Annotated in this window: 22 protein-coding genes; 16 read left to right on the forward strand and 6 right to left on the reverse strand. The window is 67.4% G+C overall.

Annotated features, from left to right (window positions below; translation table 11 throughout):
- Window positions 1-116: 116 nt before the first annotated feature.
- Window positions 117-1,715: a methyl-accepting chemotaxis protein gene (locus tag OV287_RS19930; RefSeq protein WP_267535618.1), complete on the forward strand. Its 1,599-nt coding sequence runs from the start codon at window positions 117-119 to the stop codon at window positions 1,713-1,715.
- A gap of 105 nt (window positions 1,716-1,820) precedes the next feature.
- On the opposite strand, the gene OV287_RS19935 is transcribed toward OV287_RS19930, so the two are convergent.
- The gene (locus tag OV287_RS19935; protein WP_267535619.1) at window positions 1,821-3,176 is read right to left on the reverse strand and encodes a cytochrome P450; all 1,356 of its coding nucleotides are present in this window, start codon (window positions 3,174-3,176) and stop codon (window positions 1,821-1,823) included.
- A gap of 108 nt (window positions 3,177-3,284) precedes the next feature.
- Complete coding sequence (locus tag OV287_RS19940) at window positions 3,285-4,112, reverse strand: PHP domain-containing protein (RefSeq protein ID WP_267535620.1); 828 nt, start codon at window positions 4,110-4,112, stop codon at window positions 3,285-3,287.
- A 109-nt stretch (window positions 4,113-4,221) separates the two neighbouring features.
- Between OV287_RS19940 and OV287_RS19945 the strand changes: the two genes are divergently transcribed.
- From OV287_RS19945 to OV287_RS19965, 5 genes are all read left to right on the forward strand, one after another.
- Complete coding sequence (locus OV287_RS19945; protein WP_267535621.1) at window positions 4,222-4,506, forward strand: hypothetical protein; 285 nt, start codon at window positions 4,222-4,224, stop codon at window positions 4,504-4,506.
- 44 nt (window positions 4,507-4,550) lie between these two features.
- Window positions 4,551-5,762, forward strand: coding sequence for a deoxyhypusine synthase family protein (locus OV287_RS19950; protein WP_267535622.1), 1,212 nt, complete (start codon window positions 4,551-4,553; stop codon window positions 5,760-5,762).
- A gap of 27 nt (window positions 5,763-5,789) precedes the next feature.
- Window positions 5,790-6,230, forward strand: a complete 441-nt coding sequence (locus tag OV287_RS19955) for an OsmC family protein (protein WP_267535623.1) — start codon at window positions 5,790-5,792, stop codon at window positions 6,228-6,230.
- A 117-nt stretch (window positions 6,231-6,347) separates the two neighbouring features.
- A complete protein-coding gene (locus OV287_RS19960) occupies window positions 6,348-6,887 on the forward strand; it encodes a nucleotidyl cyclase domain-containing protein (protein ID WP_267535624.1) in 540 nt (179 codons plus the stop codon).
- A 96-nt stretch (window positions 6,888-6,983) separates the two neighbouring features.
- The gene (locus OV287_RS19965; protein WP_267535625.1) at window positions 6,984-8,249 is read left to right on the forward strand and encodes a tetratricopeptide repeat protein; all 1,266 of its coding nucleotides are present in this window, start codon (window positions 6,984-6,986) and stop codon (window positions 8,247-8,249) included.
- Between the two features lie 3 nt (window positions 8,250-8,252).
- Here the strand turns inward: OV287_RS19965 and OV287_RS19970 are convergent, their stop codons facing one another.
- Window positions 8,253-8,963: a CsgG/HfaB family protein gene (locus tag OV287_RS19970; protein ID WP_267535626.1), complete on the reverse strand. Its 711-nt coding sequence runs from the start codon at window positions 8,961-8,963 to the stop codon at window positions 8,253-8,255.
- Window positions 8,964-9,010: 47 nt separating this feature from the next.
- Between OV287_RS19970 and OV287_RS19975 the strand changes: the two genes are divergently transcribed.
- A complete protein-coding gene (locus OV287_RS19975) occupies window positions 9,011-11,338 on the forward strand; it encodes a hypothetical protein (protein WP_267535627.1) in 2,328 nt (775 codons plus the stop codon).
- Between the two features lie 16 nt (window positions 11,339-11,354).
- Here OV287_RS19975 and OV287_RS19980 read toward each other — a convergent pair whose 3' ends face one another.
- On the reverse strand, window positions 11,355-13,166 hold the full coding sequence (locus tag OV287_RS19980; protein ID WP_267535628.1) for a CsgG/HfaB family protein: 1,812 nt from the start codon (window positions 13,164-13,166) through the stop codon (window positions 11,355-11,357).
- A 76-nt stretch (window positions 13,167-13,242) separates the two neighbouring features.
- Between OV287_RS19980 and OV287_RS19985 the strand changes: the two genes are divergently transcribed.
- Window positions 13,243-14,415, forward strand: coding sequence for a metallophosphoesterase (locus OV287_RS19985; protein ID WP_267542379.1), 1,173 nt, complete (start codon window positions 13,243-13,245; stop codon window positions 14,413-14,415).
- Window positions 14,416-14,535: 120 nt separating this feature from the next.
- A complete protein-coding gene (locus OV287_RS19990; protein ID WP_267535629.1) occupies window positions 14,536-15,381 on the forward strand; it encodes a DUF2911 domain-containing protein in 846 nt (281 codons plus the stop codon).
- Window positions 15,382-15,410: 29 nt separating this feature from the next.
- Here OV287_RS19990 and bshA read toward each other — a convergent pair whose 3' ends face one another.
- Window positions 15,411-16,574: an N-acetyl-alpha-D-glucosaminyl L-malate synthase BshA gene (bshA, locus tag OV287_RS19995; RefSeq protein WP_267535630.1), complete on the reverse strand. Its 1,164-nt coding sequence runs from the start codon at window positions 16,572-16,574 to the stop codon at window positions 15,411-15,413.
- 52 nt (window positions 16,575-16,626) lie between these two features.
- Window positions 16,627-18,255 (reverse strand): bacillithiol biosynthesis cysteine-adding enzyme BshC, encoded by a 1,629-nt coding sequence (gene bshC, locus OV287_RS20000; RefSeq protein WP_267535631.1) that lies wholly within the window; start codon window positions 18,253-18,255, stop codon window positions 16,627-16,629.
- A 119-nt stretch (window positions 18,256-18,374) separates the two neighbouring features.
- Between bshC and OV287_RS20005 the strand changes: the two genes are divergently transcribed.
- The 7 genes from OV287_RS20005 to OV287_RS20035 all read left to right on the forward strand — a co-directional run bounded on the left by OV287_RS20005 (window position 18,375) and on the right by OV287_RS20035 (window position 26,334).
- Complete coding sequence (locus OV287_RS20005) at window positions 18,375-20,861, forward strand: PIG-L family deacetylase (RefSeq protein ID WP_308809642.1); 2,487 nt, start codon at window positions 18,375-18,377, stop codon at window positions 20,859-20,861.
- Complete coding sequence (locus OV287_RS20010) at window positions 20,858-21,025, forward strand: hypothetical protein (protein ID WP_267535633.1); 168 nt, start codon at window positions 20,858-20,860, stop codon at window positions 21,023-21,025. The genes OV287_RS20005 and OV287_RS20010 overlap by 4 nt, the downstream gene beginning before the upstream one ends.
- Window positions 21,022-22,734, forward strand: coding sequence for a sodium:solute symporter family protein (locus OV287_RS20015; RefSeq protein WP_267535634.1), 1,713 nt, complete (start codon window positions 21,022-21,024; stop codon window positions 22,732-22,734). The genes OV287_RS20010 and OV287_RS20015 overlap by 4 nt, the downstream gene beginning before the upstream one ends.
- Window positions 22,735-22,865: 131 nt before the next feature.
- A complete protein-coding gene (locus tag OV287_RS20020) occupies window positions 22,866-23,621 on the forward strand; it encodes a LamG domain-containing protein (protein WP_267535635.1) in 756 nt (251 codons plus the stop codon).
- Between the two features lie 19 nt (window positions 23,622-23,640).
- Window positions 23,641-24,144 carry a hypothetical protein gene (locus OV287_RS20025; protein ID WP_267535636.1) on the forward strand — a complete coding sequence of 168 codons (504 nt, stop codon included), beginning with the start codon at window positions 23,641-23,643 and terminating at the stop codon, window positions 24,142-24,144.
- Window positions 24,145-24,273: 129 nt separating this feature from the next.
- The gene (locus tag OV287_RS20030; RefSeq protein WP_267535637.1) at window positions 24,274-25,626 is read left to right on the forward strand and encodes a TAXI family TRAP transporter solute-binding subunit; all 1,353 of its coding nucleotides are present in this window, start codon (window positions 24,274-24,276) and stop codon (window positions 25,624-25,626) included.
- Window positions 25,627-25,698: 72 nt separating this feature from the next.
- Window positions 25,699-26,334 (forward strand): hypothetical protein, encoded by a 636-nt coding sequence (locus OV287_RS20035; protein WP_267535638.1) that lies wholly within the window; start codon window positions 25,699-25,701, stop codon window positions 26,332-26,334.
- The last annotated feature ends 16 nt before the right edge of the window (window positions 26,335-26,350 follow it).

Consider the following 26,350-nt stretch of genomic DNA (forward strand, 5'->3'; position numbering starts at 1 on the left):
CTGGCCGCCCGCCCGCCAGTCCACGAGGCCGGGGTAGGGAGTTTGACGCTCTGCGCACCGGGCGCCTAGGGTCTCGGGCTAGCGCGTCTTCCGATCAGATAGGAGAGAGCCCAGGCATGTGGGGTCGGCTCAGTTTGCGCTGGCAGGTGGCGTTCGCGGTGCTGGTCCCCAGCCTCGCCGTCGCCCTGTTCAGCGGTGTTTACTTTCCCAGGGAGCAGCAGCGGCAAGGGCTGCGGCGGCTCGAGGATCGCACGCGCATTGTGGGGCTGCTCGCGTCGGATGAGATCACGACCCTGTTGAATCAGGCGGGGGTGGTGTCGCCGGATCACTCAGGCCCCCAGCCAGTGGTCTCGCAGGAGGGCGGGCTGCGGGTGGTGAAGCAGCTCTCTCACATCTTCGAGCGGGTGGAGCAGGTGGGCTCCGTGTCCTTCCAGGTGGTGCTCGCGCCCGAGGAGGGCAAGGTGCTGTCCGAGCGCGGCATCGTGCCCAAGGGGTTGAAGGGCGGGCCGAACGAGGGCGAGGCCTGCTCGGTGGTGAGTCTGCATGGCAACCCGGTGGCGTTTTGCGGACTGCCCGAGGGCCACACGTACGTGGTGGGCATGGACACCGCCGCGGTGAAGGCGGAGACGGAGGCCCAGCGCTGGCCCACCCTCTTCGTGTACTTCGGCGCCATGGTGGTGGGCCTGTTCATCACCTTCTTCATCGGGCGGGCCATCGCCGAGCCGGTGACGCGCATGACGCAGGCGGCGCGCGAGGTATCTCAGGGAGACCTGTCGCTCAGCGAGATGGACGTGGCCTCCGCGGGCGAGGTGCGCATGATGGCGCACTCCTTCAATGAGATGCTCGGCACGCTGCGCGGCACGGTGTCGGAGCTGCTGGCACGGCTGGAGCAGCTCTCCAGCGCCTCGCGCGGACTGACGGGCGCATCGGCGGACCAGGAGCACGTCATCAGCCAGCAGGCGGCGTACGCCCAGCAGATCGCCGCGACCTTCGAGGAGCTGAGCCGCACGGCGGAACAGATTTCGAGCTCCACCGAGGTGGTGGAGTCCAGCGCGCGGCGCACGCACGAGGCGGTGGCCGAGGCGATGGCGGTGGTGGCGCAGGTGGTGGCGGGCATCAACGACATCCGCATGGAGTCCAAGGGAGTTGCGGACGCCATTGTGGGCCTGAACCAGGATCTGCAGCAGGTGTCGAAGATCGCCCAGGTCATCAACCAGGTGGCGGAGCGCTCGGACCTGCTGGCGCTGAACGCGGCGCTGGAGGGAACGAAGGCGGGCGAGGTGGGCCGGGGCTTCTCGCTGGTGGCGGCGGAGATGCGCAAGCTGGCGGAGAACGTGTCCGCGTCGGCGCGCGACATCGCCCGTATCGTGGAGAAGGTGCAGGACTCGGGCAACGAGGCGGCCACGAAGGCGCGCGTGGGCATGGCGACGAGCGACCGCGGCGTGGAGGTGGCGGAGCAGGCCTCGGCGGTGTTCCAGCGGATTGTGGAGCTGGCGCGCGGCACGAGCGAGGCGGCGCGGCAGATCACCATCGCGACGCGGCAGCAGCGTCAGTCCAGCGAGCAGGCCGTGCAGGGCGCGCGCAACGTGGCCGAGCTGGTGAAGCAGGGAGTGGACGCCACGGGCCGCACCACGCGGATTGCCCAGGATCTGCAGAACGTGGCGGACAGCCTCACGGTGCTCACCAGCAAGTTCAAGGTAGCGCGAGACCGCTGAGCTCCCTCTGCCAACACTCCCTCTCCCTCTGGGAGAGGGTCGGGGTGAGGGTATCCGCACCCCAGGCCTCGTTACTCGCAGCCGACCACGAGTAACGCCAGTCGCTCAGGCCCGCACGAGCTCGATGCGCGCCTTCTTCGGAGGCGCACCGAAGGGGATGTAGCGCAGCTTGGGAGGTGGAGTTCCCGGAGCGAGCTGCGGCCTCAATCCCCGGCGAGCCACCTCGCGCGCGAAGGCCGTGGCGAACTGCACGATCTCCACCCAGGCCAGGTGGTAGCCCAGGCAGAAGTGAGGGCCGCCGCCGAATGGAGCCGTCTCGATGGCCGACGGCGGCGACCGCTTGCCCATCCAGCGCGAGGGATCGCACCGCTCCGGGTTGGGGTAGAGCCTCGGGTCGTAGCCGTAGGTCCCGACGGGAACGAGGATCGCCGTGCCCTTGGGGATCCGCTTGCCGTGCACGTCCAGCTCCTCGATGGCCTCGCGCCCGGTCCACGACACGGGCGGGTACAGCCGCAGCACCTCGCGGAAGAGCGCCTCGGCGAAGGGATGGCGCTTGAGCTCCTCGGGCGAGCGGGGCATGGCCGGCGCCGCCACGGCCTCGTCGCGCAGCTTCTCCCAGAGGTCGGGCTGCTGGGCGAGCACGAGGGTCAACCACGCCATCACCGACGCGGACGTCTCGTGTCCCGCGAGCGCCAGCAGGCGCAGGTTCTGGACGAGCTCGTCCTCGGTGAGCTCCTTCCCGTCCTCATCGCGCGCCTTCAGCAGTGCCGAGAGCATGCCCGGCATCTCCGGCTTGCCCCGCGCCATGCCAATCAGGCTGGAGAGGCGCGAGTCGAGCCACTGCTTCCCCTGCCTGGCGCGCCGTGCGGGCGAGTAGGGGAAGTCCGCCTTGATGGGGAGCGCGCCCAGCACGAACTCGCGGTAGTTCTGGTTCCAGCCCGCCAGCTCGCGGTCGTCGATGCCGATGATGCGGAAGATGACGTCGAGCGTGAGCCGCTGGGTCACATCGAGCGGGGAGAAGGGGCTCTCGGGAATGCGGGCCACGTAGGACTCGACGACCTCGGCCGCGATGGCGGAGGCTCCGCTGGCGGTCAGGCCTCGGGGCGTGAAGGCCGCGCTCATGGCCGAGCGCAGGTTCCGGTGGGACGCTCCATCCCGCGACATCAGGGAGTCACCGATGAAGTCCGGCGACTTCTCGCGGATGAACTCGCTGCTGGTCACCTTGTTCTTGAGCAGCTCGAAACCGGGCTCGCCCATGCACACCAGCGTGTATTGGCTGATGTTCTTCGTCCAGAACAGCGGGCCGACCCTGTCCTCCGCGTCCCTCAGGAAGGTGAGGGCGTTGGCCATGGTGTAGGGGGTGTGGCCCAGCACGGGAATGGCGCCCGGGAGGACTGGAATTCCTTCCCGGAGGGCCGGCGGCTGAGACGAGCGGAAGATCAGGTTCTTCAGGGCTTGCATGGAGCCGTGAATACAAGCCGCATGAGCCCGGCACAACCCGCTGACCCGGTGTCTGGGATTGTCCTTACCACTAGTCCACACCACGCCCCGGAGGATGCCGTCCGCCAACTATGCCCGCGCTGACGTGGCCCGGGCGCGCAGCTTCGCGAAGTTCTCCGGCGGCGTTGTCGAGTCACCGGGGCGCTTGCCCGGCGTCACCTGCTCGCCGTGGAAGTCGCTGCCCCCGGTGGGCACCAGATCGAACTCCTTCGCGAACTTCAGGTACTTCTCCTGCACGCTCGGGTTGTGGTCCGAGTGCAGCGCCTCCAGTCCATCCAGGCCCTCGCGTGCCAGTTGCAGGATGTCGTAGCGCTCCAGCTTCGAGCTGCCCGGGTGCGCCAGCGTGGCCGTGCCTCCCGCGCGGTGGATGAGCCGGATGGCGGCCCTTCCCTCCAGCTTGAATCGGTCCGTCCATGCCGGCTTGCCCGCGCCCAGGAACCGGTCGAAGGCCTCCTTCACGTTCAGGCACCAGCCCCGCTCCACCAGCAGCCGCGCCAGGTGCGGCCTCCCGAGCTGCGCACTCCCTGCGAGGGCTCGCACCTCCTCCATCCTCACCGGGAAGCCCAGCTTCCTCATCTGCTCCACCATCCGCTCCATCCGCTGCTCGCGGTCCACCCGCAGCCGCTCCGCGAAGCTGGCCAGCTCCGGGAAGTCCGGCCGCACGAAGTGCCCCAGGATGTGCACCTCCTTCTTCAGCACGAACGCCGACACCTCGATGCCCGGTACCAGCTCCACCCCGTGTGCCTTCGCCGCCTCCGCTGCCTCCGCCAGCCCCGCCACCGTGTCGTGATCCGTCACCGCCAGCGCCGTCACTCCCGCGCTTGCCGCCAGGGACAGCAGCTCGGTGGGCGAGTGTTGGCCATCACTCGCCGTGGTGTGGGAATGCAGATCGATCACGGCTTACTCCAGGGGACTCGGGTTGAAGGCTCCGCCTACCATCCATAGGATGTGGGATACCTCTCGGATTCGCCAGCCCGTGTGTCCCCCAGCAGGTAGGAGGAGCGTCATGGCCAAGGACGACACCATCGAGAACCGCGTGTACCTCTTCGAATCGCTGGCGAGCAGCTACATCTCCGCTGCCTCGGAGCTGCTGTCCTCGGAGGACGCGGCGGTGCGCGCCCGGGCGAGACGGGCCCTGGCGGAGCTGGCGTACGTCTCGTGTGTCGTGTCGGACACCGGCAACCTGTCGGCCGAGGAGGTGCGTGAGCGCGTGCTGGGCAATCCCGAGCCGGCGCTCCCGCCGGATGTTGACTTGGATGACAAGGGCAGCAAGGGCAAGAAGCGCAAGTAATCCCGTGCTCCCCTCGGCGCGCGGGCGATGGTAGATCGCGCGCCATGGCCAAATCAGCGTCGAACAACCGAAAGAACCTGCGCGCCCACTACTCGGGAGCACGCAAGGCGGATCCGCGTCCCATCACCGGCAAGGAGTCGCCCACCGAGCTGCTCGAGCATGCCTTCTCGGCCTACGTGGGCCGCCAGGAGCGCACCGCGTTCGAGCTCATGCGCCGCTCCATGGAGGTGGATGCCTCCATCTTTCTGACGCTCTCGGGCGCCATGACGCCGGCGGGCCTGCACCAGAGCTGCATCATCCCGCTCATCGAGAAGGGCATCATCTCGACGCTCACCACCACCGGTGCCAACCTCTACCACGATGCTCACCGCATCATCGGCCACGCCATCCGCGAGGTGAACCCCAACGCGGGTGATCTCCAGTACCGCCTGGCCCGCATCATCCGCATCTACGACCTGGGCTTCTGGGAGGAGGCCCTGCTGGACACCGACCGGCTCTTCTCCGCCCTCCTGCGCCGCCCCGAGTTCCAGCGCAAGATGACCACGCCCGAGTTCCACTACCTGCTCGGCAAGAACATCCACGCCATCGAGAAGAAGCTCGGCGTCAAGCAGCCCTCGCTGCTGTCCACCTGCTACAAGCACGGCGTGCCCATCTTCGTGGGCGCGGTGCAGGACGGCTCCATCTTCCTCAACGCCGTGAAGCTCAAGCGGCTGATGGGCGACGAGTTCAAGTTCGAGATCGACATCAACGACGACGTCTACTGGATGGCGGCGATCCAGCACTACTGTCGCCACCACTTCTCCAACAAGATGGCCATCTGGATCCTCGGCGGCGGCGTGCCCAAGAACTACACGCTGCAGGGCGAGCCGCTGCTGGATCAGATCCTCGGCGTGCCCACCGATGGCTTCGACATCGACGTGCAGTTCTGCGTGGACCCGGTGGACAACGGCGCGCTCTCCAGCTGCCCGGCCGGTGAGGGCCATACCTGGGGCAAGGTGTCCATGGAGGCCGTGGAAGCCGGCTCCATGTACGTGCACACCGATGTCACGGCCGTCTTCCCGTGGCTCACTCACGCGCTGCTGAGCGACTCGAAGATGAAGCGCAAGCCGCGCCGGCTGATGGACGTGATGCAGGAGGCGGTGACGTTCCTCGACAAGGACGTGCAGAAGCGCCGCAAGTCGCTGCTGAAGACGATCGACTGGAGCCCCGACGAGGCGAAGCCGGACCCGACGGAGCACAACACGTACGTCCGCTAACGCGGCGTCAGAAGAGGAGCCACCACCATGAGCCAACCTACCCCCGCCACCGGCGTCGTGATGACCGCCGCGAGCGCGTCGGGCTTCCACTGCAAGCTGGAGCACGGCCCGTCCGGCACGAAGATCACCACCGAGGCCCCCAAGGACAATGGGGGCACGGGCATGTCCTTCTCGCCTACGGACCTCGTGGGCGCGGCGCTCGCCTCCTGCGCCCTCACCACCATGGCCCTGGCCGCCTCGCGCGAGGGGATTGCCTTCGGTGATGCGCGCGCCCGGGTGGAGAAGCGGATGACGCCTCCGCCGCGCCGCATCGGCGAGCTGGTGTTGGAGATCGACATGCCCGCGGGCCTCTCCGCCGCGCACCGCGCCCGGCTGGAGGAGGTGGCGCACGGCTGCCCTGTCACTCGCAGCCTGCACCCGGACGTGAAGATCCCCCTGTCCTTCCGTTACCCAGACGACGCCCGGTAGGCGGAAGACGGCCCGTTCCGCCGCCTGCTCTCCAACCGCTCGGGCGATGGCACGCTGCGCCATCGCCCGGGCATGCCGACCCTCCGTTGGGGTGGGCGCGAGCACGAGGAGGGTGGCGTGAACGTGGCACTGCTGAAGATCTACCTGAATGACCATCTCGCGGGCTCGACGGTGGGCTTGGAACTGGCGCGTCGCGCGAAGACCGAGAACGCGGGCAATGCGGTGGGCGAGTACCTGGACACCTTCGTGAGCGAGCTGCGAGAGGAGCGCATGATGCTCCTAAGCGTGATGTGGATGCTCGGGCTGAAGCGCGATGTGGTGAAGCAGGGCGTGGCCTGGGTGGGTGAGAAACTGGGACGCCTGAAGCTCAACGGACAGTTGACGGGCTACTCGCCGCTGAGCCGCGTGGTGGAGCTGGAGAGTTTGTGCCTGGGGTCCGAGGGGCGGTTGTCGATGTGGCGGACGCTGCAGCGGCTGGTGCGCAAGGACGATCGCCTGGGCCGCTTCGATTTCGCGGCGCTCATCACCCGGACCGAGCAGCAGCGGCGCATTCTGGAGCGGCTGCGGCAGCAATCCTCGGATGAGGCGTTCTTCGAGCCAGGAGAGGGCTCGGTCCTGCGTCTCACTCACTCGCCCTCCAGGAGAGGGGCGGGGTGAGCATGCTCCCTCTCCCTCTGGGAGAGGGCAGGGGTGAGGGTCTGATCGCTCTCGGGTAATCCCGAAGGTGGTAGGGTTTCCCCGAGAGGAAGCGACATGACGGAGCTGGAGCCGCTGCTCAATCGCATCGAGCAGCTCACGCCGTACTTTGGCAGGGCCCAGGACGACCTGCTGGCCCTGGCCACCCGGGGACGTAACCGGGACTACAAGGGCGTGCTGCAGAACGCGCGGCTCGTGCTCGAGATGCTCCTGCGCTCGCTGGTCACCACCGAGCTGAAGCAGACGCCGGGCAAGGCGATGCTCGACGAGCTGATCGCCCGCTTCCGACAGCAGGCCCACGCAGGACTCGTCCCCACCCATATCCTCGCGCACATGGGGACGGTGCAGGCCTGGGGAAACCTGAGCTCGCACGACCACGCGGGGGACCTCCACGACGCGGGTGTGAAGGTGGACCTGCAGGAGGCGGTGACGAGCCTCAACTCCCTGGTGGCCATCCTCACCTGGTACAAGGAGCGGTACGTCCAGGAGTCCGCGCTCGCCCCGGTGACGGAAGCTCCCGTGACAACAGTTCCCGTGGTCCGGCCTCCAGGGGGCAGGCGGATGGCGCTGGTGGGAGGCGCCGCCCTCGTGGCATTGGCCTCGGGCCTGGGCGTGCTCGCATACCGTTCCGATACTGGCCCGACCTCCTCGGCCCCCAGCCTCCGGGACAGGGTGGATGCGCTCTATGCGACGAACGCGGAGCCACCACCTCCGGCCGATTGCCAGGAGACGGACCCTCAGGGGCTCGTCATGCTCCTCGAGCTGGGCTCGAAGCTCTCGGACCGCGTCCCGGAAAAGGATCGGGCCCGCGAGGCCAACGCGGCGCTCCCGGCGCTGCGGGCTCGGGGTCCGCACTGGGGCCCGGAAGGTTGGTTCTACGTGGCCAGGGCGAGCCTGCTGGCCGGCAACCCCGATGCGGAGGCCATGAACAAGGCGCTCCTGTGCACGAACTTCGCGGCGGCGGAGAACCTCGCGGGACGGGTGGGGGTGGCCACCCAGAACCTGCAGGAGGCCGTGGTGCGCCTCACACGTGCCGCGGAGCTGGACGCACGGTTCTGGAAGCCTCGCTACAACCTGGGGTTGATCTACTTGCAGCTCCCTCGCGTGGACAAGGCCGTGCTGTGGCTGCAACGCGCGGCGGAGAGTGCTCCGCAGATCGCGGAGATCCACTTCAGGTTGGGGGAGGCTTACAAAGCGCGAGCCGCCGAGACCTCCGGCCAGGGTCAGGATGCTGCCGCGGACCAAGAGCTCGCCCGGGCTGCCTTCTGCCGCGCGAAGGACCTGGGCCATCCAGACGCCGCCGCCCTCTGCACCACCCCCTGAGCCTCACTTCATCAGCAGGGCCAGCTCCTTGGACGCGAGCTGGAAGTCCGGCTGGGCCTTCACCACGGCGGTCAGCTCCTTCTTCGCCTCCGCCAGGTCCTTGCGGTCCTTCGCATCCAGCGCCCGGGCGTAGCGCAGGGCCGTGTCTCGGGTGAGCTTGCGCGGCTTGCTCACGGGCTTGGGCTTCACGGGCGCCTTCCCGGACCCGGCCTCCGAGGCGGTGAGCTCCTCGAAGACGGCGCGGAGCTCCAGCACGAGCTCCTGCTCGATCGCGAGGAACTTCTCCGGGGTGCTCTGCGCTCCGACGGCGCGGATGATGCGGCCCGTCTCGGTCTCGACGACTCGGGCATCCACGCGCAAGGTGTTCATCACGTCGAAGTACCCGCCCATCACCAGGTAACGGGCTCCGAGCAGCTTGCCGACCTTGTTGGCGGTGGCCTGATCGAACTTGTTGGATTGGTTCAACTCCAGCTCGTCCATGACCTGCTGGAGCCGGTCCCGCTCCACGAGCTGCACGGGCTCGTGGGCCGACGACAGGTCCGAGATGAGCATCTGGGCCAGGCCCTTCTTGAGGAGCTGCATCTCGGCAGTAGGGCCCTCGTAGTCGAAGTAGAGCACCGCCACCGTGGGCTTGTCGGAGGCCAGGACGGGGAGGGCGAGCAGCCCGAGCAGCAGGCCGAGGAGACGTGGGAACAGGAATCGGAGTGCCTTCACGAAGCGGGATTCTGGCACGGGAGGCGCCTGCCTATAAGGTGCCCCCCATGGATGCGAAGTTGCGACAGGTGGTGGAGGCCCTGCTGGGCGAGGGACAGGTGGAGTGGATTTCCGAGAAGCCTGCTCCCGGATTGGAACCGGGGCCGCGCGAGCTCTTCATCAGCGTGGGCTCACGCAGCCAGTCCCTGCCGCCCCATCCCCGCATGCTGGCGTGGAAGCTGCCCCAGTGGATGCGGCGCTCCGTGCGCTCCACCACGGGCGCTGTCTTCCTGTCCGCCGCAGAGCTCGACGCCCTCTCCCAGGAGTTGAGGCAGGGGCAGCCCGAGGGATCGCTCGGCCCGCTGACCCTGCGCGTTCACGAGCCTACGCTCGATGTGCTCTGCGCCACGCTGCTGCTCATGTACCGGCTGCTCCATGCCTCCTGGCCCGAGGGCGTCGAGGCCCTCGTCGAGTACGTGGGCGAGTGGGAGCAGGGCCACACCGAGACGGTAGGCGACTACGAGCGCGCCTTGGGCACGGCGTTCTACGCCGCCCTGAACCTCTGGCCCTCGGAGACGGATCGCCCCTCCCGTGAGCTGCTGGAGCTCCTGGCGTCCGTGCTGGAGCGCTGCCGCCTCTCCCTGGAGCTGATGAAGCTGCCCGAAGGGCTCGTTCCCCCGACCATCTCCCGTCGGCTCAAGGCGGACGAGCGTCTCTACCGCGCCGAGCTGTCGCGGGCCCAGCGTGTGCAGCTCGACATCCCGCTCGATGACGAGCAGGAGGGATCCGTGCGACGCGTGGATGCGCTGTTCCTGTCGTCCTTTCAGGACGTCACCGTCCTCCGGCTCCTCGCGCGCACCGACACCGAGAACACCCACTACGGCCAGGGCTTCGACTTCATGGCCATCCACATCGCGAGGCCGGACCAGTCCAAGCCCTGGCACGCGTTCTCGCTCACCCCCGAGCGCGCGGGGACGCTCTCGAACCTCGCGGGCTACCTGGACGAGCTCGAGGGAGAGCGGCTGCCGGATGGGAGTCCGCGCGCCCGGGGAGCCCGGCGCTTCGAGCGCCAGCCCAATGACTACTCGGACCCGTGGTACTCGGACGGCTATGCCAGCCCCATTGGCCGCTCGACGATGGTGGCGGGCCCCTACTCGGGCACCCGGCTGTCGCGCCGCGAGTTGTGGGAGGCCATCTGGAGCCGCTTCAACGTCGGCCGCAACGTCCATGTCCTCAAGGCGCATACCGTCTTCGCCCGGCCCTTCCTCTGGCGGGGACCGGCGCCGGACGTGGAGCTTGTGTCCCGGGGATTTCGCCGGTGCGACCTCTCCAACCAGGGCACGGCCTTCCACCCCGCGGTGGTTCACTCCTTCCTGGGCGCCACGCCGGAAGCGGACGTGCTGCACTACGAGAAGCTCACCGAGGGCCACACCGTTCGTGTCTCCGTCTACCCGAACCGGCTCGTGGTCGTGTGGATCGAACGGCCCCGGAAGACGGCGACCTCGCTGTATGAGCTAGCCCTCGAGCAGGCGGCGCTCGTGGAGGGGAAAGAGCTGTGGGAGCTCGAGCCCCTGAGGGGCCTGCCTCCCTGGTTGGCGCCGCTGGGCCCGGAGCGCTGGCTCGTCTACGGCGGCTACCGCATCTCCCGAGGCCGCTCGTCGATGCTCGACGACTCGCGCTCCATGCAGGGGCTCTTCTACGCGCTCGCCACGGGGACGGAGCCCATCCTGGAGAAGCTGCCGTCGGAGGCCGCATCGGAGAGCCGGCGGGTGCTCCGGGATGCCGCCGGTGAGACGGAGCACTGGCTGACCTCGACGGGCGGCGCCCGGCTCGAGTTCCTCATCGAAGAAGAGGAGCGCGGACCGCTCGCGTGTGACCGGGACTTCCTCCTCTTTCTGCTCACCATTGGCCAGCGCTACTCGGCCTTCGAGACCAGCCGGCGCATGGCGGAAGTGGAGCAGCGCTACCGTACTTCGCGCTGGCAGAGCCTGCGGCCCGCGCGCAGTGTCCGCTCCGACGTGATGCTCTTCACCAACTCCCTGTGGCACACGCGCGTGAGCGAAGACCCCGACGTCAACGCGCGCTACCTCGCGTGGCACTCGCTGCACGGACTGCAGGAGACGGTGGAGGCCATGAAGGACCAGGCCGCGGAGCTGGACCAGTACAAGCGGGACCAGTTCGACCGGATGGTGGGCATCCTGGTGTTCGTCTTCCTGCCGGTGAGCCTCGCGTGTGGCTTCTTCTCCGGAGCGCAGTTCCAGGACATGAGCCCCTCGGTGGGCATTCCCGGCACCACCACCGGCTGGCTCATCTTCCTCGGCTACACGGCGGCCTTCACGGTGCTCGTCTTCGGCACCGTGTTCCTCGCCCGGGTGATGAGCTGGCGCAGGCGCTGAAGGAGGGGCTCGCGGCTCAGGGTGTCGCGGGCTCCGCCTTCTGGCAGTGCGGCACGTAGTTCTTGAGGTACCCGGCCGTGTCGCTCGTGCTGCCGTTGAGGGCGAGGAAGCGGGTCGTCATCAGCTCATGGAAGGTGGCGCAGTCGCGCGCCTGCGCGGCGGAGAGGGCCGAGGAGGTGAGCAGGGAGCGCAGGTACGGCCTCAGCTCCTTGCTCTCCCCGCACCGGGTGTCCAACTCGACGAACAGCTCGCGCGCCGCCTTGTAGCCCCGCGTCATCAGCCGCCGATAGAGCTCCTGGCTGTAGCCCGCGAGGATGCCGCTCTTGTCGCACTCCTCCAGAGACTGCGAGAAGGTGGCGCCCGCGTTCGCGTGGCTGTTGGAGCCCACTCCCAGCGCGGTCTTGATCTTTTCGCTGACGGAGTTGAACTGGCTCGCAGCCGGGAACAGGTCGAGGAACCGCTGCCAGCGGGCGATGGCTTCCTCCGTACGGCCCTTGCGCATGAGCACTTCGCCGTGGAGGTCGATGGCGCGGTACGTGCGGAGCTCTCGCAGCCGGGGCGGGAGGGTCGCGGCTTCCTCGACGGCTTTCTCGAGCAGCCGGAAGCCCTCCTGCTCGACGGAGGGATCCAGGTCCGAGAGCGAGGGCCCCGCCTGGAAGTCCTCATCCTGGCCCTCCTCGTACCTGCCCTGCAGCAGGGCCTTGGCGACGGTGAGGTGAACGTCGTCGTCGAAGTTCAGCGGGCCGTACTTTGCCTGGCGCACGCGCTCTTCGTCCTCACGCGGGAACTGCAGGGTGGTGCTCGGCAGGGTACGGAACTCCCCCGTCTGCTGGGAGAAGCGCTGGAAGTACGTGGTGCTCTCCTGGACGAAGGCGCGGGCCTGCTCGTTCCATCGCGTCATCAGCTCCACGGCCTGGGGCTCGTGGCCTGGGAGCATGACGCGGGGATGGTTCGGAGCGAGGTGCTTTCGCAGCTGACGTGCCAGGTACTGCATCCGGATGAGCCGCCAGGCGAGGTACGTGGAGCCTTCCTCCGCGTTGAGTGAGGCCAGGTTTTTCTCCTGGAGGAAGCGCTCCGCTTGCTGGTTGAGCAGCTCGCTGACGTCGGAGAGGGTCTCGGTCCGCCGCTCCTGGGATTTCTTCAACCGAGCGAGGATCTGCTCGTGGCGCTCACGCGCGAGGACGAACATGGGGGCCTTGCTCACCACCGAGGCGAGCTGCACGCTGGCTTCCTGGAGCTTCCCCTGGTCCGCCAGGTCGATGCCCTGAGAGTAGTTCAGCAGCGTGTCCACGTCGGGCGCGCGGCTCCGGGGCTTCGGGAGCTGCTCGATTTTGGGCAGGAGCGCCTTCACGAACCTGCTGACGAGCTGCTGCTGCAAGTCGAAGAGCTGGTTCTTCCTGCCCGTTACCTTCTCGGCGAGGAGGACCTTGCTGGTGGCGATCTCCACGAGCCGGACGTCGATGCGCAGAGTCGGATCAACGGCCAGGAGGGAGCCCGTCACCGCGAACTGCGCGCCCATCCCCTGGCCGAGCCGCTGGATCGTCTTCGGATCGAAGTAGCTGCTCTGCTGCATCTTCAATTCATCGAGCAGCTTCTGCAGCTTCTCGCGCTCGACGACCTGGAGCTGCTGCACAGTGGACAGGTCCGTCACCATCATGTCCGCGAAGCCCTTCCGCAGGACGTCGAGCGCGGGCTTCCCGGTGTTGTTGTCGAAGTAGAGGACCGCGATGACTGGTTTGAAGTTACCGGTCTTCGGGGTCTCCTCGGCTTGGACGGAGAGCGGCAGGGCGAGCAGGAGGCTCAGGGCAAACGCCAGGAGGCGGGGCATGGGAATGAATCCTACGTCCCAGCCGAGCCCGGTTCATCCCCACCCGGTCCGGACAATCGTCCTATGCTCCACCCCCATGCTGCCCCGGTTCTTCTCCTTCTCGATACTCATCGCGACCGGCGCCCTGTTGGGGCACTTCTATCTGTACCGGCGGCTGGTGCGGGACACGGTCCGCAGCCGCGCGCTCCGGTTCCTGGCACTCGCCGTGTTCCTCCTGATGACGCTCGTGCTGATGCTCCGGCGCTCGCTGCGGGATGCACTCCCTGTGGAGTTCTCGGATGCACTCTCGGTGGCGTCCTACACCTGGATGGGCGTGGCGCTCCTGCTGGTGGTCTCGCTGCTCGTCCTGGACCTCGGCCGAGGGGTCCTGGCGTTGGGGCAACGGCTTCGCGCGCCCCCCTCGCCTCCAGTAGATGAGGAGCGTCGGCGTTTCCTCTCTCAGGTGGTGGCTGGCGGTGCCGCTGTCACGGGCGGTGGCATGGCTGCGTACGGGAGCTGGAGGGCCTTCGCTCCACCGATGGTGACCGAGGTGGTGCTGAAGGTCCCGAAGCTGCCCAAGGCCCTGGAGGGTCTCAGCATCGTCCAGCTCACGGACATCCACGTGGGGCCCTTCATTCAGCGCAGGTTCATGGACGAGCTGGTCCGTCAGGCCAACGCACTCAAGCCGGATCTCTTTGCTATTACAGGGGACCTCGTGGACGGGGATGTGCCCACGCTCGGTGGGCACGTGGCGGCGCTCGCGAACCTGAAGTCGCGCTTCGGCTCCTTCTTCGTCACCGGCAATCACGACTACTCCTCGGGTGACGAGGCCTGGTCGCAGTTCCTCGGGACGCTCGGCATCCAGGTGTTGCGCAATCGCCACGTGCGCATCGGTGACGCGGGCGGCTCGCTAGACCTGGTGGGCGTGGATGACTGGAGCGGCGGGCGGCGGCGCGGCAAGAAGGGCTACGACCTCGATCTGGCGCTCGCGGGGAGGGAGCCGGATCGGGCCTCCGTGCTGCTCGCGCACCAGCCCGCCAACTTCAAGGTCGCGGCGGAGAAGGGCGTGGACGTCCAGATCTCCGGCCACACCCATGGCGGGCAGCTCGTCCCCATGACCTTCTTCATCGGCCTGGCCTGGGACCATTCCGCGGGGCTCTATCAGCATGGTGGCTCGCATCTCTACGTGAGCCGCGGTTGTGGCTTCTGGGGCCCGCCCATGCGCGTGGGCAGCCCGCCGGAGCTCGTCAAGCTCGTGCTGACAGCGTGAGGCGTTTGCGCTTCGCGTCAGGACGAGGGCGGGCCGAAAGGCTTGGTGCGGTGGATGGCCGATCTATAGATTCCGGCCGCTCATTCCGCCTTCCCAGAGCGAAAGGACCAAGTGAGGACGATGAAGAAGCTTCTTGGGTGTGTTGTCGCTGTTGTCGTGGCCCTCACCACGCTGCCCGCTTCGGCGCAGCTCGAGCTGCCCGCCGCGAGCCCGTCGGCGAAGGTGTCGCAGGACGTGGGGCTGACCGAGATCTCGGTCGACTATTCCAGCCCTGCGGTCAAGGGGCGTAAGATCTGGGGCGAGCTGGTCCCCATGGACCAAGTGTGGCGCACCGGCGCCAACATGGCCACGAAGATCACCTTCAGCCGGGATGTGACCTTCGGCGGCAAGCCCGTCCCCGCGGGCACCTACTCCCTCGTCACCATTCCGATGCAGAAGGAGTGGACGGTGGTGCTGAACAAGGAGCTGGGTCTGTTCGGCGGTGGCAAGGCCTACGATCAGAAGGACGACGTCGTTCGCGTCTCTGCCACGCCCGCCGAGATTCCCAGCCGTGAGCGCCTGACGTTCCTCTTCTCCAACACCACCGATGACCAGACCTCGCTCGACTTCGAGTGGGGGACGCTGCGCGTCTCGGTGCCGGTCAAGACCGATACGGCCGCCTACGCGCAGGCCAACATCCAGTCCGCGGTGAACGGTGCGTGGCGCTCGCTGGCCAACGCGGCCCGCTACGTGGCCGACACGTCGAAGGACTACAACACCGCGCTGGGCTACGCGGACGACTCGCTGGCCATCCAGTCGCACTGGTTCAACAACTGGATCAAGGCCGACATCCTCGCGCGCTCGGGCAAGTACGCCGAGGCTCGCAAGTTCGCGCAGACGGCCTGGGACCTGGGCCAGAAGGATCAGGGCTTCTTCTACAAGGAGCAGGTTGCCAAGGCCCTCCAGGACTGGAAGGGCAAGAAGTAGTCACACCTGACGTACGGGCCTCCCGGCCTTCAGCGGCGGGAGGCTCCTTCCAGGAGCCGGCGGTAGAGTGCCTCGTAGCGGTCGATGGCCGGCGCGAGCTGAAAGTGCTCCAGGACGTGCTCCCGGGCTCGGCGTGAGAAGATCCGCCAGCGGTCCAGGTCGCGGACGAGCTCGAGCACGTGGTTGGCCATGGCCTCCACGTCGCCCACCGGTGCGAGGTAGCCCGTCGTCCCGTGCTGGACCTGCTCCGGGATGCCGCCGATGTTGCTCGCAACCACCGGGATGCCGCAGCTCAGCGCCTCGAGCGCCGCGAGGCCGAAGCTCTCCTGCTCGCTCGGGAGGAGGAAGACATCGGCCGCGGCGAGGATCTCCGCGAAGCTCTCCTGCTTGCCCAGGAAGGCCGCGCGGTGCTCGAGCCCGCACTCCCGGATTCTCCGCTCGGCGGGAGAGCGCTCGGGGCCGTCCCCAATCATCACCAGCCGGCACGGGCGCTTGCGCTGGACCGCCTCGAAGACGGACACCACGTCGCCGATGCGCTTGACCGGTCGGAAGTTCGAGACGTGGATGAGCACGGGCTCGTTCTCCGCCAGGCCGGGAAAGAGCTGGCGCAGGTGGGCCCGGTTGCGGACCGGCCGGTAGCGCTCCGTGTCGACGAAGTTGGGGATGACGTCGATGGGGAACGTGTCCGGAATCCCGAAGCCATCCCAGGTGGCGCGCCGCAGGAATTCCGAGGGCGTCGTCACCGCGTCGCTGCGCAGGATGGAGAAGCGCGTGATGGGCAGGTAGGTGGGGTCCGTGCCGACGAGCGTGGTGTCAGTGCCGTGGAGTGTCGTCACGATGCGCGGCGACTTGTCACCCAGCACCTCCCGAGCCATCCAAGCCGCCGTGGCATGGGGCACCGCGTAGTGGACGTGCAGGATGTCCAGCTTCTCGTAGCTCGAGACCTCGATCATCTTCGAGGCGAGTGCCAGCGGATACGTCCCCGAGTGGGAGAGCGCCGGGTAGTCGCTCTCCGTCACCTCGTGGAAGATCACCTTCCGCGTCATGCCATGGAGCCGCACCGGAAGGTCGCGCGCGATGAAGTGGACGCGGTGGCCACGCTCCGCCATGGCCAGACCGATCTCGGTCGCGACCATGCCGCTGCCTCCAAAGGTGGGAAAGCAGGTGATGGCCAGGTTGAGACGAGCGCTCATCGGGATGAGACGTGGAACAGCAGCCGGGTGAAGGTATTCCCGGCTGCCTGCGTCACGGCTTCAGGTCCTTCAGGTTGCCCGAGAAGGGCTCACACGCCTCGATGACGCGGCGCATGAAGGCGTGGGAGCCGAGGCGGCTCGCGTAATGCGGCAGCCCGTAGATGCGCTCTTGTGGCGCGCCCTCCGGGGCGAGGTAGGCCCGCAGACGCTCCACGCGCTCGAGGGTCACCTGATCTCGCAGGGTGATGGAGCGGCTGTACCGAGCCACGAGGCGGGAGACGCCTCGGCGGACGGTCTTGTCGGTGCGGGAGATGGCCTGGGCGAAGGTCGTATCGACGGCGGCCATGCGCTCGCCGAGGCGGGCGAGCTCGGAGGCGAAGGTACTCAACAAGCGGGCCTCGATAGCCTCGGGCGACTCGAAGCTTTCACCGGCTTCGCGGGCGGCGAGGCGGGCCACCAGCTCGTCACGTGGGGCGTTCGCGTCATCCGGAGAGAGACCGAGAACGTCGAGCAGGCGGCGTACGCGGTCGTCGATGATACGGAACCGGGCGCGCGGCACGATGAGAGGCATCGGCAGCCCGACGTGCGCGTACAGGGGCGCGAGCTGTGCGAAGTAGGCGATCTCTCCCGGTCCGCCGACATAGGCCGCCGTGGGGAGCCAGGTGTCCTGGAGGATGGGGCGCAACAGGGCCGAGGTCGTGAAGCGGAGCGGCTCCCGGTCGAGCCAGGAGACGAGCTCGGCCGTCGTCACCGAGGCACCCTCGGGGTGGCCCACGAGGTTCCAGGTGCCGGGAGAGGAGGAGGGGTCGAGGCGATAGCGCGCACCCGCGGCGCCGTCGGGTGAGAAGAAGTTCAGCGGTGAGCCCGGGCGGATGTGGACCTGCTCGGAGAATCCCGCCTTGGCGAGAGCATGGCCCCGCTCGGCGAGCTTGCTGGAGATGGCCGCGGCCTCCTCGATGGCGCGGCGGTGGATGGGCGCAGCGAGAGGAGCGAGGCGCGGGTCGCGCGGGTCGAGGAACACGAGCCCCTCGTCCGCGAAGAGCGTGGAGAGCACTTCGGCGAAGGCGTCCGCCAGCGTCGCCTCGGGGCGGTAAGCACGCTCCAGCAGCGCCAGGTGCTCATCCACGTGGGGATTGCTGCTCAGCTCGGCGCGCAGCGCGGCGAGTGCACCCGTGACGCTCGGGCCCAGGTGGTGGTGGGCCACCGGAACGCGCGAAGTGGCTGCGTCGGGCAGCGCCAGGGCCACGCGCAGGGGTCCGCCAGCGGAGCGCGGAACGAAGCAATGATCGATCTCGGGGAGGTCGTGGTCCTCGGTCTGCAACCAGAAGACGGGGACACAGGGCCGACCGGTCTCCTCGGCGAGGGCGCGGGCCGCAGCGATGGCGGAGGCAGCCTTGTAGACCGTGAAGAGTGGCCCCAGGAAGAGCCCGACCTGCTGACCTGTCACCACGGCGGTCGTGCCGGGGCGGGCGAGCAGCTCCAGGTTCCGTTCGCGTGCGGGGCTCGGCGCGAGGCGCGCGTTGCGAGCCACCAGCACCTCATGGAGCGCCGGAGCAATTGGACGAGAGGCCGCGGTCGCCACTGCCTCGGCGCGCGCGGCCCGACGACAGTAGCGGTCGGAGAGAAATTCGAGGGCTCGCGGATCGCCGCGCAGCCAGGAGGCAGAGAAGGAGGAAGCCACGGGCCGCGTGATAACAACTCCGAGGCATCAGGGCGACGGGGAAGGGGAGCGGTGACGTCCTGGTCACCATAAGGATTCCTCGCACCGAGGGATCTCGTTCCTTGTTAGGGTCCGCCCGAATGCGGAACCTGCTCATTCTCGGAACGGCACTGGCCATGAGCCTCGGAGTCTGGTCGACGGCAGTTGCACAAACTCCTCGACAGCCCCATGCGGGCGAGCTTGCGGCGGAGCTTCGCCGCCTCGGTGTCGTAGGGAGTGTGCTGTATGTGGCCGCTCACCCTGACGACGAGAACACGCGGCTGCTGGCGTACTTGGCCGGAGAGCGTGGTCTCCGCGCGGGTTATCTCTCGCTGACCCGCGGGGATGGTGGTCAGAACCTCATCGGGACCGAGCAGGATGAGCTGCTCGGGCTCATTCGCACGCAAGAGCTGCTCGCGGCGCGGCGCGTCGATGGCGCCGAGCAGCTCTTCACGCGGGCGAGGGACTTCGGCTACTCGAAGAGTGCCGACGAGACGCTGCGCATCTGGGGGCGCGACGAGGTGCTGGCCGATGTCGTGCTCGCCATCCGCCGCTTCCAGCCGGATGTGATCATCACGCGCTTCACCACCCTGCCACCGAATCACGGCCAGCACACCGCCTCGGCCCTCCTGGCGGAGGAGGCCTTCACCGCGGCGGCCGACGCGTCGCGTTACACCGAGCAGCTCGGGGAGCTGAAGCCGTGGAAGGCAGACCGGCTGCTGAACAACGTCTCGACCTGGAACCTGAAGCCGGATGCGGACATGTCCGCCTACCTCAAGCTCGACGTGGGCGGCTATGACCCGCTCCTGGGACGCTCTTGGGGGGAGATCTCTGCGGAGAGCCGCAGCCAGCACAAGAGCCAGGGCTTCGGAGTGCCGGCCGAGCGAGGGACGCAACTGGAGTACTTCAAGCCCCTCACCGGGACGCAGCCGAAGTCCGACGTCTTCGAGGGGCTCGAGTTCACGTGGCGGCGGTGGAGTGGCACGGAGCAGGTCGTCCGAGCCATCGACGAGGCGGTGAGTGGGTTCGATGCGCGCGCACCTCATAAGAGTGTTCCGGCGCTCCTGCGCGTCCACGAGGCGATCTCTGCCCTGCCAGACAGCAACCCGTGGAAGGCCATCAAGCTACGTGAGACCGAGGCGCTCGTGGCCGCGTGCGCGGGCCTGTTCCTCGAAGCGCGTGCGACGGAGGCGATGGCTGTCCCAGGCGGCCAGGTGGCGTTGAGCCTGGTGGCGCTGAACCGCTCGCCCGCTGCGTTTCGGCTGGTGGGAGTGACCCTTCCGGGTGGCGAGTCCGTAACGGCTGGTGCCGAGCTGGCCGACAACAAGCCCTTCAAGCTCTCCCGGACGGTGACGATCCCAGAGCGGGCTCGGATCTCCACGCCCTACTGGCTGCGCAAGCCCGTGGCGGGTGGCCTCTACAGTCTGGACGAGCAGGACCGCGCGCTCGTGGGCAGACCCGAGGGTGAGCCCTCCATGTCGGTCATCTTCCTTTACGAGGTGGGCGGCAAGCGCTTCTCCATGGTCCGGCCAGTGGTCTACGCGTGGACGGATCCGGTGCGAGGCGAGCTCTACCGCGCGTTCGAGATCGCTCCGGCTGTCACGGCGACGCTTGACCGAGACGTGCTGATGTTCCCCAACGGTGCGGCCCAGTCCGTGTCGGTGGAGCTGGCCGCGGGCCGGGCGGATGCGGAAGGCAAGGTCCGGCTCGAGGTCCCAACGGGCTGGCGTGTTGAACCCGCCGAGGTGCCATTCAAGATCGCCACGCGCGGCGATGAGCGCACGGTCCGCTTCCAGGTGACTCCGCCCAAGGGGGCGAGCGAGCGGGGCCGGCTGCGCGTTGTCGTCGACAGCGGCGGCCGCTCGGAGTCGTGGCGGGTCCGCACGGTGAACCATGAGCACATCCCACCGCAGACCGTGCGCCAGCCCTCTGAGGCGGCCCTGGTGCCCTTTACCCTCGCCACGAAGGTGCGGCGGATCGGTTACATCCCTGGCCCGGGCGATCGGGTGGCGGAGAGCCTCGCGGCCGTCGGGTACGAGGTGACGTTGCTGCCCGAGGAGCGCCTGGCCTCCGAGAATCTCGAGCGCTTCGAGGCCATCCTGGTCGGAGTGCGCGCCTTCAACGCCAACGCGCGGCTCGCCATCCATCACGAGCGGCTCATGCGCTACGTCGAGCAGGGCGGGCGGCTCATCGTGCAGTACAACACCAACAGCCGCGTCGGTCCGCTCAATGCCTTCATGGGGCCCTATCCCCTGGAGATCGGACGCGATCGCGTGACGGACGAGACCGCGGCGATGACGCCCGTGGACCCCAATCTCCCGCTCTTGAAGGGCCCCAACCGTCTGGTGGCCGCCGACTTCGAGGGCTGGGTCCAGGAGCGGGGCCTCTACTTCGCCTCGAAGTGGGACGAGCGCTACAAGCCCGTGTTCGCCATGAACGACCCCGGTGAGGAGCCGCTCCGGGGTGGACTCCTCGTCGCCCGTCACGGCAAGGGAACCTTCGTCTACACCGGCATCGCGTTCTTCCGTCAGCTTCCCGCGGGCGTGCCCGGTGCCTACCGCCTGCTCGCGAACCTCCTCGCCCAATGACCGCCTCCAAATCTCCTGAACCGGCCTCGGCCCCCGCGTCGCGGCCTGAGCTCGACGACGCGCCACCCCTGCTCGGGTCCTGGCGCAACATCTACCTCCTCGTGCTGGGCAACCTTGCCTTGACCATCGCCCTGTTCTGGGCGCTCACCCGGGCCTATTCGTGACACTGCTCGACTGGCTGGTCCTCATCGGGACGACGGCATTCATCGTGGGGTGGGGGCTCTGGCGCACGCGCGGCGAGAGCAGCACCGCCGAAGGCTTCCTGCGCGGTAGCCAGGATCTGCGCTGGCCCACCATCGGCCTGTCGGTCATGGCCACGCAGGCCAGCGCCATCACCTTCCTCTCCGTCCCGGGCCAGGCCTACGAGGACGGGATGCGCTTCGTGCAGTTCTACTTCGGCATGCCGATCGCGATGGTGGTCATCAGTGCCGTCTTCATCCCCATCTACTATCGGCTGAATGTCCTCACCGCCTACGAGTATCTGGAGTCTCGCTTCGATCTGAAGACCCGCCTCCTCGGCGCGTCCCTCTTCCTCATCCAACGCGGGCTGGCTTCCGGCATCACCATCTACGCCCCTTCCATCATCCTCTCGGCCATCTTCGGCTGGCCGCTCGAGCCGACCATCATCGTGATGGGGGGACTCACCATCCTCTATACGGTGACGGGCGGCTCCAAGGCCGTCAGCCAGACCCAGAAGCAGCAGATGGTGGTGATGCTCGGAGGCATGGTCGTGGCCGCCATCGTCATCGTCTGGAAGCTGCCCGAGAACGTGACGTTCGGGCGGGCCGTGGATGTCGCCGGAGCGCTCGGCCGCATGAACCCGGTCAGCTTCGATCTCAGTTTCCAGGACCGTTACAACATCTGGTCCGGTCTCACCGGCGGGTTCTTCCTGGCGCTGTCGTACTTCGGCACGGACCAGTCCCAGGTGGGCCGCTACCTGACGGGCCGCTCCATCTCCGAGAGCCGCCTCGGGCTGCTGTTCAACGGCGTCCTGAAGATCCCGATGCAGTTCCTCATCCTCTTCGTCGGGCTCCTGGTCTTCGTGTTCTACCAGTTCAACGCGCCGCCGCTGCTCTTCAACCAGCCCCTGCGCGCCAAGGTCCAGGCGACCGCTCAGGCTGGGGAGTTTGCCTCCATCGAGGAGAAGTGGCTTCAGGTGCAGGCCGACAAGCGCGCCGAGACCGAGCGCTACCTGGCCGCACGCGAGACGGGTGACAGCTCCGCGGAAGCGAGCGCTCGCGAGCGCCTCCAGGCCGCCGCACGGACGGCCGACTCGGTCCGGAAGGAGGCCAAGGCCGTGGTCGCTCGCGCGCTTCCGGGCATCGAGACCAAGGACTCGGACTACATCTTCATCTCGTTCGTGAAGGACTGGATGCCCAGCGGCCTCGTGGGGCTGCTCATCACCGTCATCCTGGCAGCGGCCATGAGCTCCATCGCCAGCGAGCTCAACGCCCTGGGCGCGACGACCACGGTCGACTTCTACCGGCGGCTCGTTCGCCGCGACGCGTCCGATAGCCACGTCCTCGTGGCCTCGAAGCTGTTCACCGTCTTCTGGGGGCTGGTCGCGGTGGCCTTCGCGAGCTTCGCATCGCTGCTCGACAACCTCATCCAGGCGGTCAACATCCTCGGGTCCGTCTTCTACGGGACCGTGCTGGGCATCTTCCTGGTGGCCTTCTTCTTCAAGCACGTCCGAGGCCATGCCGTCTTCTTCGCCGCGGTCATCTCGCAGACGACGGTGATTGCCCTCTTCCTGTTCAGTGCGATCGGCTACCTCTGGTTCAACGTGATTGGCTGTGTGCTGGTGATGGTCCTGGGGCTCGTGCTCCAGGCCGTCATGCCGCGCACTCCACAGGCCCAGCCCTCGCCGGGCTAGGACGGCCGTCTCGTATCCCAAGGGCTACTTCGTTCAAGAAGTTGCGGGAATGGGGTTTCTGCCTCATAAATCATTCTTCTGGGATGGCGGGGGGTTCGAGCCCTCCTCCAGAATGAGACGGAGACTCAACCATGAAGGGTCGTGCACTCGTTCTGGGTTCGGTCGCCTGGCTGATGGTGCTGGCCGGAGCCTGCGGGCCGGACACGCTGGAAGAGCGCGATGCGCTGGAGTCCGCGGCCACGGCGGAGAGTGGCTATGACTTCTATCCCGACTCTCACTACATCATCTGCACCTCCGCGAGCAGCTGCCCCTGGGCCGGTGAGAACTTCGAGGCCTATGCAGAGGGTTCGCTCGTCGGGTGCGCGAGCGACTCGTCCCAGCGGGCCCATTTCGAGGTGACGTCCGGGTGCCTCTCCGCGAACCAGGCGGGCACCTCCCATCGCGGGTGGACGACCACGCACCACTTCCGGGCGCTCTCGCGGAAGTACGTCGACGGCAAGAAGGTCGGCTGGAAGACCGCGGCTCCGAGCTACCGCGCTCTCATCGACAACTGGCACGCGGGCGCGCCCGAGTGGGCAGGGCTGCATGTCTTCGCCCGCTACCAGACCGAGGACGATTTGTACGTGGCGTCCTACCGGAAGGACGGGTTGATCACGATCAAGAAGAAGCTGGGCGGTGTCTACACCACGCTCGCGCAGAAGGATCTCAGCACTCCAGCCACCGGGACCTGGCACACCGTCAAGTTCTCGGTGAGCGGCGATACGTTGCAGTTCTTCGTCAACGGAGTGCTCCAGCTCACGGCTCGTGACACCAGTCTGACCTGGGGCACGGCCGGCATGCGCACCGACTTCATGGACGTGTACCTGGACGACTGGAAGCTCGAGTAGCGCGTAGGCTGCTCTCGAGATGAACCTGCTCGGTCTAGAGATGCTCCTGGCGGCCGCGCGCTCCGGCTCGCCGCCCCCCACCTGGCTTCTGGTCGCCTTTCCCTTCTTCTTCGTGGGGATGTGGTTGCTCACCTGCACCCTGTTGGCGTGGATGGCAGGGTTCAAGGCGCTCCTGGAGCGCTACCCGCAGATGGATGAGCCACTAGAGAGGGTGTTCCGGTTCGCCTCGGGGTCCGTGCGTTGGGTGGACTTCCGCAACGCCCTTTATGTGGGAGTTGGAACCGGAGGGCTTCACCTGGCTCCGAACTGGCTCTTCCGTTCTCCATTTGTCCGAGGCGTTCCCTGCATCCCCTGGAGCGAGCTCCGCTGCATTCGTGCCCAGGGGGACGGGCTCCTCGACTGGCTCGGCGGCTCCAAATTCGAGGTGCCCGCGTTGAAGCTGCGCTTCGTGCTCCGAGGAGAGCCGGGGCGTGTCATCGAACACAGGCTTGGGTTGCTGCCCGCGGAGCGTCGCCTACCGTAGCGAATCCGGGACGCTCGTCATCGGGACGTTGCCTTCGAAGCAGTCCGGTTATCCGGGGCGAGCGGAGGAATTTCCGCGCGTTAGGATGGCCGGAGCCGAAGGAGGCTTGGCGTGCAGGGATCGCAGAACGTGAATCCTCGGACACTGTCGCGTCTGGAGATGATGCGTGCGGCCGCGGTGGTGGCTGTGGTGTTGGCGGCGTTGGTGGCGGTGGCGTGGCAGTTCGTCGAGCCAGCTCCGCCGCGCACGGTTGTCATCGCCACTGGCTCCGCGAGCGGGGCGTACCACGCAGCAGCCCGGCATTACGCCGAGCACTTCGAAGTGTCGGGGCTCGAGCTCGTCGTCCGAGAGACAGCCGGTTCGATTGAGAACTACGCGCTGCTGAACACTCCGGGCTCCGGCGTCGACGTCGCCATTGTCCAGGGCGGCACGGCTCCCTCCGACAAGGAGAAGCGCAAGGAACTGGTCGCGCTGGCGAGCCTGTACCTGGAGCCGGTATGGGTGTTCTACCGGGGTGAGGCCCAGCTCGAACGGATTGGCCAGTTGGCGGGCAGACGCATCGCGGTGGGGGCAGAGGGCAGCGGCGTGCGGGCTCTGTCCCTGGAGATGCTGGCCGCGGGCGGAGTGGTGGGCGGGCAATCCGGCACCATGCTCGTCGACCTCGGCGGGGATAAGGCCGTGGCGGCGCTGCGGGAGGGCTCGGTTGACGCGGCCCTCTTCGTCATGGGGCCCACCGCGCCGTTGATCTCCGAGCTGATGCACACGCCCGGAGTGCGGCTGATGAGCTTCGAGCAGGCCCATGCCTATGCCCGCCGTTTCAGGTACCTGTCACCGGTCACGCTGCACCGGGGCTCACTGGATCTGGTGCGCGATCTGCCAGAGCGGGAGGTGCAACTGGTGGCGCCCGCGGCAGTGCTGGTGGCGCGCAAGGACGTGCACCCTGCCGTGGTCGCGTTGCTGACCGAGGCGGCGGTTCGGACGCACCGGGGTGGCGATCTGCTCAGCGATCCTGGGAGGTTTCCGAATGACACGCTCACCGAACTGCCCGTCAACGAGCAGGCGAGGTATTACCTGACGCATGGACCGGACTTTCTGCGGCGCATGCTGCCTTTCTGGCTCGCGGCGCTCATTCACCGGTTCGTTGTCTTGCTCATTCCACTGTTCGTGGTGCTGGTGCCGCTGCTGCGGCTCACGCCGCCGGTGTACCGCTGGAGCGTTCGTTCGCGCATCTATCGCTGGTATGCGCGGCTGCGAGTCATTGACGAGCGGCTGCGCGGCGAGCTGGACGTCGAGCAGGTGCGGAAGGATCTGCTGCTCCTCGATCAGCTCGAGCATGAGATTGGCGGCTTGAAGGTGCCGCTGAGCTACATGGACGAGTTCTATGATCTGCGCTTGCACGTGGGCTACATCCGCGGCCGGCTGGAGGAACGGCTCACGGTACCGGGTGCGCCCCGCACCGAGGGCGCGTTGAAGCACGGCTGAGGAGGAGGGGGGGCCTGGGTAGCTCTTCGGATGGGCGTTGACCCGGTGGAACGCTCATGCAAAAGAGCCACGATGAACACCCCGGCCGCCCAATGGCTCGCGGCATCGAGCCTCAGCCTGCTCCTTCTATCTTGTAGTGCCACGGGGTACGTGCCGCCTGGTCCATCAGGCTCCGCGGATTTGTCCCGCTATGTGCTCATCATCCAGGAGGTTCCGGATGGTCAGGTGTCCCACTCATGGCAGCCCATCAGCGGCTTTGACTTGTCCAAATATCCGTACCTCACGAGCCATGGCCGTCTCGAAGCACCTATCATTCGTGCCTCCTTCAATCGCGACTGCGAGGCCGAGCGCGATAGATGCGAAGAAATGTGCAAAGCCAGCCTGAAGGGCCGTCATTGGACGCACGCAAGCGCTGGCTCCAAAGATGCCATGTGCCGAGAGAGGTGCATGCCAGCATATCAGGATTGTTGCAGGCTCAGGGAGATGGCTGAGGCCGGCAAACTTCGAGTTGGCTTCGCTGTCGTTGGTAGCGCAATCGACTGGCTGAAGCAGCACAACCGCGAGCTTCTGGTGGGGTCCGTTGTCGTCATCGCGGGGGTCGTCTTCGTCGTTGTCAGCAGTGCGGGAGGAATCCTGCTGCTTGCGCCAGCCGTCTTGCTGGCCTCATCCAGTGTTTCCTCGAACTCTATCGCGCGGGTGGAACCATGACGCGTCTTTCTGATCT

This window comes from Archangium lansingense (genome assembly GCF_026626635.1).
Classification (GTDB): Bacteria; Myxococcota; Myxococcia; order Myxococcales; family Myxococcaceae; genus Archangium; species Archangium lansingense.